The following is a 12,879-nucleotide window of genomic DNA, read 5'->3' as shown; positions in this document are numbered from 1 at the left end:
TGACATCAACAGCCACAGCGACAGTCAATTCTGCAAAGAAACAATCAGCAAGCTGGGACATCAGGATGAAGCGGCCACCTTGCTGGCCGATGGCGCCTATGCAAGCACCGGCAATCACGAACAGGCCGCCCAAAAAAATATCGAACTGGTCACCACTGCATTAATCGGAAAAATACCCAATCCCGTACAGGGCGATTTTATCATCGATGCTGATCCACATGAAGTGATCCAATGTCCAGCCGGAAACAAACCTTACAAAAGCAGGTACTACGAGAAAACCGGTATGTACCGGGCATCCTTTAATAAAAAGACCTGTGAACAGTGTCCTTTCAACGATCAATGTGGCGTAAAATTTCAGAAAAAATCAGCCTGTGTCATGATCTCTGAAAAAATGGTACAACGCGCATCCTATCTGAAAAAACTATCGACGGAAGAATACCGAACCTTATCCCAAAAGCGCAATGGTGTTGAAGGGATGCCTTCTGTTCTTCGTCGGCGCTATCACGTTGATCATATCCCCGTCCGGGGATTAGTGCGCACAAAAATCTGGTTTGGCTTCAAAATAGGAGCCATTAATGCAAAGCGAGTGCTCAAAGGAGCCGCTGCTTTGCTGCAAAAATCATACTTCAGACAAACATTACATTATTTTCTTCCGAAACAGCACTGGGGTGGAAATAATTTGAGTCTGGCTACTTAAAATGGGTGTTTTTGACACTCTAACCATAATTTGTATTTTCTGAAAAACATAACAGTTTTTAGGCAATGAAAGAACATCATTTATACGGTGTTTTGATAAGTCCAATATCTAAAAAAGGTGGAACATGAAATGAAAGTGATTTATAGCAAACCAAACCAACCGATCTACATCGTAAAAATAGACGATTACGACTATGCAATGGTTAACCCGTTTAAAGAGTCCGAAAAAAAGGTGAAGCACAGCGTAACCCCCGATTCATTCTTTAAGTGGTGCAGCTTCATCGAGTGCACTGAAGTGTCAGAGGAAACAATGCGAGCCATCGAAAAAGCAATGAAGGACGACCCAAAAAAAGAAAACTGGAACTCGGAAAAACCAGAACAGGTTCGAAAATGGAAAGAAATGATGGCTAAACGAGAAAAAAGCGCTAAAAAATAAGGGGTGAAAATAATGGATTTTAAATTTAGACGAAACAAAAGAGGCCGCGTTGAAGCCGTCTATCCTGATGGAAGGACAAGCGAAATCGACGATATGAGTGACTATGTGACATTTAGAGAAAAATGGCCCATGACACCGAATGAGTATTTACTATTTGCACTTGGAAAAGAAGAAGGCCAGGGAATAATTGATAAAGGACCGGCCAGGGATGAAATCATCAAACGACTGGGCGCAGATTACTATAAGGAAATGATCAAGGACGGCGTCATAAAAGACCTGGAATACAAATAACACAAACCAAAGAGGCAGCCAACACGGCGGCCTTTTTAAAGAATAGAGGGAGGGAAATAAAGTGGAAAAAGAAAAAAGAAAAAGTGGTCTGCAACCAGATGGCAGCTGGTTAATGATTGAAGAACCTGAACCATTTACGATCACCGAAAAAGTCACGGAAAAACCAAAAGAAGATCCCGATCCAGAGGAAAAGGAAATGGAAAAAGAAGATGAACCGAAATTTGAATAATAAAAAAGAATAACTTGATAAGAAGAGGGGCGAAAATCGCCTCTTCAAAACTTATTGGTGAAACCGTGTTGAATTTTTAATTTAGGATTATTTGCAGTTAAGAGGAGGAGCTTATATGATTTTAGAAACCATTGGATTAACGAAGCATTACGGCACCCAATTGGCGGTAGCAGACTTGAATATCCATGTAAAAAAAGGCGAAGTGTAGGGACTTTTAGGACGAAATGGAGCCGGAAAAACGACAGCCATCCGGATGATAACGGGACTTCTGCAGCCGATAAAAGGTGAAGTGAAGCTGTTTGGGGAAAGAATGACGGTGCCGACCAAACAGAGTTTCAGCAGAATTGGGGCACTGATTGAGTCGCCGACGTTTTATGAAAACCTGACGGCAAGAGAGAACTTGAAAATTATTGCCGATTTGCGAGGAACGCAATCACAGGATTCGCTTGAGAAGGCCTTGTCGCTGGTCGATCTGGAAAATGAAAACAGCAAAAAGGTCAAGCAGTTTTCCCTGGGCATGAAACAGCGCCTTGGAATTGCGATGGCATTGATGCATGAACCGGAATTCATCATCCTGGATGAACCGACGAACGGGCTTGATCCGGTCGGAATTCAGCAGATAAGGATCATGATCAAAAAAATGTCGGTGGAAAAAGGGGTAACCGTTTTGATTTCAAGCCATATTCTGAGCGAAATCGAGCAGATGGCAGACACCGTCGGCATCATTGACCATGGCCGATTGCTGGAAGAGCTTTCAATGGATGAAATCAAGCGCCGGAACCGGCATTACGTAAAAATGACGGTTTCCGATGGCGGAAGAGCCATTCCGGTGCTGGAAAAGGAACTGAATATCAGTGATTTTGAAAGCATCAGTGACAGGGAAATCAAAATTTACCAGATCGATGAGAATTTTGAAGAAGTCAACCGCCGACTGAACAACGCGGGAATCGGTGTCAGCGAAATAAGCCTGAACAAAGGCAATCTTGAAGAGTATTTCTTAAGATTGACAGGGGGTGGCACCATTGGTTAAGGTGATTAAAGTTGAGTTCAAAAAGCTGAAAGGTTCAAGTATGCTGTGGATCGGACTGGGGGATGCCTCGTGCTGCCGCTGATGGCGATGGGCATCAATCTCTCGAAACCGGCCGTCTTTACCTGGATCGAATATATCTCACAGAACCTGTGGCCGCAGATTATCCTGTTGTGGCCGTGCATATTTGGGGTTTTCGGTTCCTATATCTTTACCCGGGAAAGAATCGAAAACACCTACAAAAATCTCCTGATCATCCCGGTAGGAAGAATCCGACTCGCGCTGGCCAAACTGATTGTGATGTTTGTTTCAATCATTGCCATGTGCAGTCTGACCTATGTTCTGAATTTGTCGGGCATCCTGGTAGGAGTGCCGGTTGATTTGGCTTCTTTTTTAAAGGGGCTGCAAATTTATATTCTGTCAGGAGGACTGATGTTTTTATCTATTTTACCGGTTATGCTCATCGCGGTACTGGCCAGAAAAAGCTTTTTGCTCTCTGTCTGCATCAGTATTGTTTATGCATTGGTGTCATTTTTAGCTTCATGGGTGGCGCCGCTGGCGGCCTTGCTGCCGATTGATGTGACGTGGCGAATTCTGGACCTGAAACAGTTTGAGATGTCATATTCTTTTCCCATGTCGGTATCTTATCTGAGTCTGGCAATTATCAGCATCGTTTCGCTTATCGGAATCTTTTGGGCGGCCCAAAAGCAGGATGCATAAGGAAATCCCTCGCTTAGGAATAAAAAGTGCTGAAATGCTTACCAGAGACCGGGAATCAGTCCTGAGACAGATGATCTGCCCAGAAGTCTTTCAAACTGATTTCCAGCTCGTTCAGGTTGCCAACTCTCTTGTGGGGAAACCACTCCCGGGGAAATAACTGCTGATAATCCCGGTTGCTGAAGCGCTCGTCGATGAGCAGGATCACGCCCTGGTCCGTTTCAGTCCGGATGACCCTTCCGGCAGCCTGCAGAACCTTGTTCATGCCCGGATACAGATAGGAATATTCATAGCCGCAATGGTTCTTTTGATTAAAGTAATCCCGGATGATATTCCGCTCAAAACAGATCTGGGGCAGACCGACACCGATGATGATCGCCCCGATCAATTCATCATGCTTCAGATCCACACCTTCCGAAAAGATGCCGCCCAGCACGCAAAAACCCAGAATACCGTCGTTGCTGTCGGGCCGGAATAGGTTCAGAAAATCTTCCCGGTCTTCTTCACTCATCTCCGGCGACTGCCTGACAGCAATGACATCCGGGAAACGTTCGGTAAATAGTTCATAAACGGTATTCATGTACTGATAGGATGGAAAATAGACCATGTAGTTACCCTGTCTCTGCGTAAGAACGGACTTGATGTATTCCGCCACGGACAGATACGTCTTTTCCCGGTTTCGGTATTTAGTTGAGATGTTGTCGGCAATCAGCAGGGCGCGGTTGTTGACATCAAAGGGTGAGGGGAAAATCATCCGGTAGCAGTCATCACCGCCGCCCAGAATTTCTGAAAAATAATCGAGCGGCGACAGGGTTGCGGAAAAGAAGATGGCCGCCTTGCCCCGTTTAATGGCCTCGCTCAGCAGGTGGGAGGGGTCCAGACAGAATAATTTCAGTTTCGTATCATCTTTGCTGTTTTCAACGTAGGTTATGTAGCGTTCATCATAGAACTCGGCGGTCCGCATGAATGTCAGCACATTGAAGTAGAATTCCAGCAGTTTTTCATGGCTCTCGCTGCCTTCATGGCTGGCCAGCCATTCTTCTGATTCAAGGATGAATTTATTAAGCAATGGATAGATATCCTTCGGTTCATTCGCCTGATGATAATAAGGCTCAGCACCGGTTAATTTGCGCATGGTTATCATAAATGAATTCAGTTTGCCCAGGGATTTAGCGATTCGCGGTTCCTCGTCCTTGAATAATTTTTTGAGTTCAAGCATCGGTTTTTTGTACAGTTCGGCGGAAAACATCGACCGGGCCCGGTCAACCAGATTGTGGGCTTCGTCGATAAGAAAGGTATAGTCGCCGCCGTTTTCAGAAAAAAATCGCTTGAGATAGACGCGCGGATCGAAGACGTAGTTATAATCGCAGATCACACAGTCACACCAGATCGTCAAATCCAGGGAAAATTCGAAGGGGCAGATTTGGTGCTTCCGGGCATAGGTTTCAATAACCGGCCGCGTGAAATAATTCTCCTGCTGCAAGGCATCGAGCAGTGCGGGATTGACCCGGTCAAAGTGCCCCTTGGCAAATTCGCAATGGTCGGGATCGCAAATCCGTTCTTCCTTAAAACATATTTTGTCTTTGGCGGTGAGGGTGACCGCCTTGAATTCGAGATTTTTTTCTTTCATTTTGGCAAAGGCCTCTTCCGCTACTTCCCGGACAATCGTTTTGGCAGTCAGGTAGAACAGTTTGGCAGTGTGGCCTTCGGCGACGGCTTTAATGGCCGGAAACAGGGTGGAGATGGTTTTCCCGATGCCGGTAGGAGCCTGGATAAAACTCTTTTTATGTTCGGCAATGGTTTTGTATACCGAAACTGCCAGCTGCCGTTGCCCCGTTCGGTAGGTTTCAAAAGGAAAATCCAGGGCTTTGATGGACTGATCTCGCCGGGAAACCCAGTCGCTGGTCAGGTGAGCCCAGACGAGGTACTGGTCCATCAGGTCAAAAAAGAACGTCGCCAATTGATCCTGATCAAAATAGTTGATGAACTGCTTGATTTCATCCGTTTCCAGCTGGTAATAAGTCAGTTGCACGCCGATGCGGTCGATCTTATTTTGCGCGCAATAAATATGGGCATAGCATTTTGCCTGGGCCCAATGGGTTTCGTTGTAATGTTCTGCCAGGTGTTCCAGCGGCCGGCTGGTCGATTTTATTTCGTCGATGATCGTCAGAGCTTTGGTGGTGATCACGCCGTCGGCCCGGCCTTCAATGATGAAGGTGAAGCCCTGGTAGTCGACCGAATATTTTAGGGTCACTTCCGGACTGTACCCTTTATCTTTATTCGCATTTTGAATTTTCTGATGGGCTCGTGTGCCTTCCAGCGCTCTTGCGTTGCTCATGAATTGGGCATCAATGTCGCCGGAACGCAGAATGAATTCCACCAGATTTCTGACGGATAGTTTTATTTCAGGGTTAGGAGTCATTTGATCACCTGGTTTCTGTAATTTGATTTGGGATTGTTCAGATCAGGTTCTTGTAAAAGAAGATGGCCAGCTGGGTCCGATCTCTAAGTGCCAGTTTTTCCAGGATGACACTGATGCGATTCCTGACGGTCCCTTCACTTAAATACAGGCTATTGGCCATTTCACGGTTGCTGAGCCCCTGGGCGACCAGGTCAATGATTTCCCGTTCCTTGTCACTCAGATTAAAGCGGTTCTGACCGTTCTGTTCGCCACTGTTTAGCAAACCCGGTATTTTTGTTACAATATCCTGGCCAAAGACACTTTGGCCAGTCTGGACGGCTCGCAGTGAGGGAACAATGCTTTCAAAATTCTGCTTGATGATATAGCCCTTTGCCCCCAGCTTCAGCGCCTTGATAATATACTCGTCATCGAGAAAGGTGGTTAAAAACAATATCTTCGCCTCTTTGTCACCGTCCAGAATGGTTCCGGCGGCTTCGAGCCCGGTCATCACATCCATGCGGATATCCATCAGCAGGACATCCGGTTTCAACTGGCGATACAAGGCAATGGCTTCCTCTCCATTATGGCCCAGCCCCACCACTTCGATCTGATCTTCCGCTTCAATAATGGTTTTCAGCGATTGGCAGACCAGCCGGTCATCATCAACAACAACGATTTTCATGGTTCCTCCGTTTCTGTTTTTGTTATTTGCAAATCATAGCTACGAACAATTTTTGCTTTGCGGGCAGTTTCCACAAACAGTTGTGTAACGTGTAGGCGAACAGGCGGTAGCCTGTCCGACGTACAGTGTAACAATTGTTTCGTGCGAAACTGCTCGTAAAGCTCACGGCACTATTCATTTTTCGGCACTGAAATAAAGATTCTAAAACCCGGGTCAGCGGTGATATTCACCTGGCCGCTCAGGGCGGCCACCAGATCGCTAATATTCCCCAGCCCGATGCCTTCGCCATCTGGCGGCTTGGTCCCCGTTCCGTTATCCTGAACGACCAGCTGGATCAGCCCCGGATGTTCCCGGACAACCACCACGACATCGGTGGCATTGGAATGCTTGATGATATTTGAAAAAGCTTCCTTCACCACAGCTATAAAACAGTATTTGACTTCTTTATCCAGACCTGAGTCTACATCATAATCGAATTTCACGGGACAGAAATCAAAATTTTTGATCAGCGTCTGCAGTTCCACCTGCAAATCCAGCGCTTCATCATGAAGATCGTGGACACTGTTGCGGATACTGTCCATGGCTTCGGAAAGCGTTTCCTTAATCTGTATCAGGCCTTCCTTGGTCGGTTCATCTTTGGTGGTGGCAAGCAGGGCTCCGGTTTGCAGAATACTCCGGGATAGCATATGTCCCACATTGTCATGAATATCGCGGGCAATCCGGTTGCGTTCGGTTAAGGTGGCCAGGTTTAGTTCATAGTCCTGCTTTTCCATCAGCAGCTTATTCTTTTTTTCAAGCTGCAGGGCGGTTTCCCGGGTGGTATCCCGGAGGGCGTGGTAGTCTTTCTTTAACATTTCCAGAGAAAGCGTGCGCTTTTTTAAAAAATAGGCAACTACCATAAAAACCGGGATCAGCACCATCGAGGGGCCGTCAAGCTGAGTGAAGTCCATGATGATGGGCAGCAGCGCCAGGGTCCACAGCCACTTGTATTGAAAAATGAGAATGTCATAGCACAGCAGCGGCACAAACAGGAGATATACCGGTTCAAAGAAGCCGATCACCACATAGCCCACAAACAGAACGGCGGTCACCGGTCCTTCTTTTAAATAGCTTGAAGCGGTGCTAAAAATGATTGCCACCAGAACCGGCGCAATCAGCAGCACATTATCCACAGTGGTCAGATACAATGCCAGACAGAACACAAAAATAATCAGTTTATCAATCAGCTTATTCATCCTCTACCAACTCTCATCAGAATATTCCAAAGTATCGCATTCCCGTCAACAATGCAATTTTACCATTACTTTAACATAAATGGTGACATTTGTCATACCCATTCAGGAGTCCGGTCACTTACAAAGTTCGCTAATCTTTATTAAAATAGACACATCAACAAAACCAATTCATGCCATACTGATGTACGACGAACAATCATTGTTTTACGATCGGTTTCCACAAACAATTGTGTAACGTGTAGGCGAACAGGCGGTAGCCTGTCCGACGTACAGTGTAACAATTGTTTCGTGCGAAATGGATTGTAAAGCTCACAGCAGTATCGCGATTAAACTCATAAAGGAGAATTTATTATGGTAATCAATGTGAAAAATCTGGTCAAACGATACGGCGATCTGATCGCCCTGGATCATTTCAATCTGGCGGTGCAGGAAGGCGAAATCCTCGGGCTCCTGGGCCCCAACGGTTCCGGCAAAACAACCGCCATCAACTGCATTCTGTCGCTGCTTAAATACGATAAGGGCACCATTGAAATCTACGATCAGCCGATGTCGCCGGAGGCCTATGATATTAAACGCCAGATTGGGGTTGTGATGCAGAACGTGGCGGTCTTCAATGAGCTGACCGTTTATGAAAATATCGACTACTTCTGCGGTCTCTATGTCTCCGATAAACAAACCCGGAAAAAACTGGTGGCCGAAGCGATCGATTTTGTGGGGCTCAATGATTTCACAAAATTCTATCCGAAAAAGCTCAGCGGCGGTCTGCTTCGGCGGTTGAACATCGCCTGCGGCATCGCCCATAAGCCCAGGCTGATCATTCTGGATGAACCCACCGTGGCGGTCGATCCTCAGAGCCGAAACAATATTCTGGAAGGCATCCTGAAGTTGAACAGGCAGGGCGCCACCATCATCTACACCTCCCATTATATGGAAGAGGTAGAACAGATTTGCAGTCGCATCGCCATCATGGATAAAGGCAAGATCATTGCCATGGGTACCAATGAAGATCTGAAGAAGATGATCAAATCCGGCGAGCATATCAACCTTGAACTACTCAATCCCGAGCACCTGGATCTGTCTGCTATCAAAGCATTGCCGCACATTATCTCGGCGGAGCTAACAGACCATCAGCTGGTGGTGAAGTCAAGTCGGGGGAAAAATAATCTGATTATGATTCTTGATCACTTGAAGGATCAGAATATTGGCATCGGTAAAATATATTCCGAACCGCCAACCCTTAACGATGTCTTTCTGGAAATAACCGGCAAAGAACTCAGAGATTAGGAGGAAAAAATGTTTTTATTCAATTATCGCTATCGTCTCAAGTGTATTTTTAAAGACCGGCAAATGATGTTCTGGACCTTTCTGTTTCCGATTCTGCTGGCAATTTTGTTCAACCTGGCCTTTTCCAATCTTTCAAGCTCGGATAATTTCCTGAAAGTGAATGTGGCGGTGGTTGAGAACGCGGAGCTGGATCAGAACCCGGCCTTCACCGAGGCCCTGGATGGGGCAGATGATCTGTTTGTTGTTAAGTACACGACCAGGGCAGAAGCGGATGCCCTGCTGGCCGATAATCAGATCGACGGCTATATCGTTTTCGACCCGGCGCTTAACCTGGTGGTGAATCAGTCCGGTCTCAATCAGACCATTATCCGGGGCTTCCTCGATGATTTTGTGCAATCTTCAGCCACCATCACAACGATTATCACCGCGAATCATGCAGCGCTGCATAACGGCATCATCGCCGGGATTACCAGTCGCAGCGAATACCTGAAAGCCGTATCCGCCAGCCAATCGAGCCCTGATTCGGTGGTCAATTATTTCTACGCGCTGATTGCCATGACCTGTTTATATGGCGGGTTTCTCGGGGTCAAAGAGGTGGTGGCCATTCAGGCGGATCTCTCTGATGTGGGGGCCCGGATCAATCTGGCGCCGACCAATAAACTGACGGTCTTTCTTTCTTCCATTCTGGCTGCCGCAACGGTTCAGCTGCTGGAGCTGATCATGCTGCTGGCCTTTCTCATTGGTGTTCTTGGCATCAGCTTCGGCAATCAGATTGGCTATATCGCCCTGACCTGTGTGGTGGGAAGTCTCACCGGCGTTACCTTTGGTACCTGCCTCGGTTCAATCATTAAAAAAGGCGAGGGCCTCAAAATTGGCATCCTGATCGGTTCGACCATGATCATGTCCTTTCTGGCCGGGATGATGTCGGCCGACATCAAGTATATTGTGATGACCAAAGCCCCGATCCTTGGCTATCTCAATCCGGCCAACCTGATCACGGACAGTTTTTATGCCCTGTACTACTACAACACCCATACCCAGTTTTTTACGGACATTCTGCTGCTGTGCGGCTTCACGCTGTTCTTCAGTTCCGTCACGTATTTTGTTTTAAGGAGACAGAAATATGCAAGTTTATAAAGCTCTTTTCAAAGTAATCCAGAAAAACCGTACCCTGCTGATGATTTATCTGGTGGTTTTCATGGTCCTGGCGCTGTTGCTCAGCGGCTCCTATAACCCGCCCCAGGATACCGACTTCACCAAAGTCAAGGTCAATATTGCCTTCATCAATGACGATGGTGATTCGCAGCTGGTGGCGGGACTCAAAACCTATCTGGCTGAAAATGCCAACCTGGTTGATATTCCCGATGAGACTCAAAAACTTCAGGATGCCCTGTTTTTCAGACAGGTGGAATATATCGTCCGGGTTCCTGACGGATTTACCCAGGCGATGCTCAATGGCGAAGCAGTCCAGCTGGAAAAAACAACCGTTCCCGACTCCACCAGTAACATCTATATGGATCTGCTGATCAATAAATACCTGAACACGGTTAACGCCTACACGACCAATATGCCCGGGCTCAGTCAGGATGATCTCACAAAATATCTGGCAAAGGATCTCGCGCAACAGACCGAAGTGACGATGATCAGTAATGGAACACATTCAGTCTATGCGGAAAAATCCGGATACTATTTCAATTATCTGTCCTATTCCCTGTTCGCCATTCTGATTTTAGGGGTCTGTTCGGTGATGCTGGTTTTCAATGACACGGATCTGAAACGGCGGAATCTCTGCGCCCCGATCCGATCTGCCAACATGAATTTCCAGATGATTCTCGGCAACCTCAGTTTTGCCATTCTGACCTGGCTTGTTCTGATCTCTGCCAGTTTTATCATGTACGGCAGTTTCATGTTTACAACCACCGGTCTGCTGCTGCTGTTAAACTCCTTTGTGTTCACCCTGGCAGCCTTAAGCATCAGCTATTTAATCGGCAATCTCGTCAAAAGCCGGGGCGCCATGTCAGCCGTTGCCAATGTCTTCGCCCTGGGCTCCAGCTTTATTGGCGGGGTCTTTGTTCCCCAGGCCCTGCTGGGCGATAATGTGTTGACCATCGCCAGCTTTACCCCCACTTACTGGTATGTCAAAGCCAATAACGAGATCGCCGCGGCCACCAGTTTCAATGCCACCAATCTCCAGTCCATTTTCACCAGCATGGTGCTGGTACTGGCCTTCGGGGTCGCCGTTCTCGGGGTGACACTGGTGCTGATCAAACAAAGACGAGTGGAAGCCTAGTCGGGTGGCTCCCACTCCGGCTGAATAAACGCAACGGTTCAAGACTGCCGATGTGGAAAAGAAGTCCTATTGATGAGACGATCGCGCTCACAAAAGGACTTCTTTTTTTTGATTGTCAAGTTTTGATGATTGAATCCGTTGCTGAATTTGAACGGCCGTAAAATTTTAAGTTGTAAGTGGTTATAAAAAATAGTATAGTTGCAGATATGAACACCTCTCAGATTTATTTCAAAATGTGGATGCGATGGGGAATCAGAGCAGCGGCCGTTGTATCTGTTTTAACCATGACGGCACCCGGTCATTCCTTTTTTATCCGGGCTGCAACAGCAGTATGGCGGAATACCTCGAAAGCCGTTATCAGGATATCCTTAGCTATCTGGCAAATGCCCGAATCCTGCACATCACTGCCTTCAATGACGAGCGAACCCCGGTCGTGCTGGAACGGATCGTCCGGGATGTCAAGAAAATTAATCCCGCTCTGATCATCAGCTTTGATCCGGGACAACCATGGATCATGACACTGACGCCGGCGGTTGTTGGCATTCTGAAGCTGGCGGACTTTCTTTTTGTCAACCGAATGGAGTACGACCTGTTGAAGGGGGGCGCCTTTGATCCGCCCAGTCCGGAAAACGCGGCCGGTATTTTTGCACGGTATGGATTGGAAAAATTAACCGTCGTTGTAAAAGAAGTAGCAGAGATTATCATATATCATCGCGATAAACAACAGCTCATTGAACAGCGTTTTAATAATCAGGTGGTCAGCGACGAACAAATCATTGATTCTACCGGAGCGGGTGATATGTTTGCTGCGGGTTTTCTGACTTCGCTTGTTTTGAATGGAGCAAATTTGATATCAGCGGTTGATCTGGGAATGCGGTTCATGCGCGCCAAGCTGACAACAGAGCCGGAAATGCTGTTTGCCGAATTGCGGCGCACCTTTTTGGAATTCAGAAAAAATCAGATAAAAAAATAAGGATGGCAAAAGCCATCCTCAGCAGACTATTTTTTATTTTGGAGTTCCAGTTTTTTTAGTTCCATTTTTCTTTTGTAATAGAAAGCGTAAACTTTTGCGTTCTGTTCCTGCTGATCGCTCATTGATAATAAGTGGCACCGGTTAATCACCATCATTTGGCCCTTGAAGATCAGATAAATTTCTTCAACGTCCTGTAGAATTTTATTTTGGTCAGACAATTGATTGATTGTTTCTTCAGCTAAACCCGATAAGCGCTTTTTAATTTCAGCATCAGACAATTTCATCGATAGATCCATTTTTTGTTTTAATTTGTTTTGTATATTGGTCGATGCATTCGAAGGGGGTTCTATGACAGCCTCTTTTAACGCTCTTTTTTTGTTCGTTTTTTCCAGTTGGGTACATTCGTTAAATTCGTCTTTGGTGATTCGCAAGTGTTTACCTCCGTATTTTTAGTAAAGATAAGCGGGATTATTAAAATAAATTTTTGTAATTTACTCAACTTTCCCAGCCTAATTGACCAAACAAAGCCTTAATAAAAGAGGCCTGAGAGTCAATCCATAGCTGGAGTTGATTTTTTAACAGTGTAGACTTTCTAGAGCCTACCGAATTTAATTGTTC

The 12,879-nt window shown here is 46.3% G+C and carries 13 protein-coding genes and 1 pseudogene; 10 read left to right on the top strand and 4 right to left on the bottom strand.

Annotated features, from left to right (window positions below; genetic code table 11):
- The 6 genes and pseudogenes from GH808_RS14430 to GH808_RS14405 all read left to right on the top strand — a co-directional run.
- The coding region (locus GH808_RS14430; RefSeq protein ID WP_186843488.1) for a transposase at positions 1 to 697 on the top strand (697 nt) is incomplete at its 5' end.
- A gap of 129 nt (positions 698 to 826) precedes the next feature.
- Complete coding sequence (locus GH808_RS14425; RefSeq protein ID WP_186843487.1) at positions 827 to 1,132, top strand: hypothetical protein; 306 nt, start codon at positions 827 to 829, stop codon at positions 1,130 to 1,132.
- A 12-nt stretch (positions 1,133 to 1,144) separates the two neighbouring features.
- A complete protein-coding gene (locus GH808_RS14420) occupies positions 1,145 to 1,423 on the top strand; it encodes a hypothetical protein (RefSeq protein WP_186843486.1) in 279 nt (92 codons plus the stop codon).
- 61 nt (positions 1,424 to 1,484) lie between these two features.
- Complete coding sequence (locus tag GH808_RS14415) at positions 1,485 to 1,652, top strand: hypothetical protein (RefSeq protein ID WP_186843485.1); 168 nt, start codon at positions 1,485 to 1,487, stop codon at positions 1,650 to 1,652.
- Between the two features lie 220 nt (positions 1,653 to 1,872).
- Positions 1,873 to 2,682, top strand: a pseudogene (locus GH808_RS14410) (ABC transporter ATP-binding protein); the annotation flags it as partial.
- Between the two features lie 69 nt (positions 2,683 to 2,751).
- Complete coding sequence (locus tag GH808_RS14405) at positions 2,752 to 3,399, top strand: ABC transporter permease (RefSeq protein ID WP_186843484.1); 648 nt, start codon at positions 2,752 to 2,754, stop codon at positions 3,397 to 3,399.
- 55 nt (positions 3,400 to 3,454) lie between these two features.
- On the opposite strand, the gene GH808_RS14400 is transcribed toward GH808_RS14405, so the two are convergent.
- From GH808_RS14400 to GH808_RS14390, 3 genes are all read right to left on the bottom strand, one after another.
- Positions 3,455 to 5,818 (bottom strand): ATP-dependent DNA helicase, encoded by a 2,364-nt coding sequence (locus GH808_RS14400; RefSeq protein ID WP_186843483.1) that lies wholly within the window; start codon positions 5,816 to 5,818, stop codon positions 3,455 to 3,457.
- 37 nt (positions 5,819 to 5,855) lie between these two features.
- Complete coding sequence (locus GH808_RS14395; RefSeq protein WP_186843482.1) at positions 5,856 to 6,479, bottom strand: response regulator transcription factor; 624 nt, start codon at positions 6,477 to 6,479, stop codon at positions 5,856 to 5,858.
- Positions 6,480 to 6,649: 170 nt separating this feature from the next.
- Positions 6,650 to 7,714 (bottom strand): sensor histidine kinase, encoded by a 1,065-nt coding sequence (locus GH808_RS14390; RefSeq protein WP_186843481.1) that lies wholly within the window; start codon positions 7,712 to 7,714, stop codon positions 6,650 to 6,652.
- Between the two features lie 351 nt (positions 7,715 to 8,065).
- Between GH808_RS14390 and GH808_RS14385 the strand changes: the two genes are divergently transcribed.
- The 4 genes from GH808_RS14385 (at position 8,066) to GH808_RS14370 (ending at position 12,261) form a co-directional block, all read left to right on the top strand.
- Entirely contained in the window at positions 8,066 to 8,998 is a 933-nt protein-coding gene (locus GH808_RS14385) for an ABC transporter ATP-binding protein (RefSeq protein WP_186843480.1), read from the top strand.
- Between the two features lie 9 nt (positions 8,999 to 9,007).
- A complete protein-coding gene (locus GH808_RS14380; protein WP_186843479.1) occupies positions 9,008 to 10,135 on the top strand; it encodes an ABC transporter permease in 1,128 nt (375 codons plus the stop codon).
- Positions 10,122 to 11,288: an ABC transporter permease gene (locus GH808_RS14375; protein ID WP_186843478.1), complete on the top strand. Its 1,167-nt coding sequence runs from the start codon at positions 10,122 to 10,124 to the stop codon at positions 11,286 to 11,288. Before GH808_RS14380 ends, GH808_RS14375 begins: the two co-directional genes overlap by 14 nt.
- A gap of 244 nt (positions 11,289 to 11,532) precedes the next feature.
- Entirely contained in the window at positions 11,533 to 12,261 is a 729-nt protein-coding gene (locus GH808_RS14370) for a carbohydrate kinase family protein (protein WP_186843477.1), read from the top strand.
- Positions 12,262 to 12,287: 26 nt separating this feature from the next.
- Here GH808_RS14370 and GH808_RS14365 read toward each other — a convergent pair whose 3' ends face one another.
- On the bottom strand, positions 12,288 to 12,692 hold the full coding sequence (locus tag GH808_RS14365) for a hypothetical protein (protein ID WP_186843476.1): 405 nt from the start codon (positions 12,690 to 12,692) through the stop codon (positions 12,288 to 12,290).
- Positions 12,693 to 12,879: the final 187 nt, after the last annotated feature.

The sequence above is a fragment of the Acetobacterium fimetarium genome (assembly GCF_014284475.1).
GTDB classification, from domain to species: Bacteria; Bacillota; Clostridia; order Eubacteriales; family Eubacteriaceae; genus Acetobacterium; species Acetobacterium fimetarium.
This window is presented reverse-complemented; position numbering and strand designations above follow the sequence as displayed.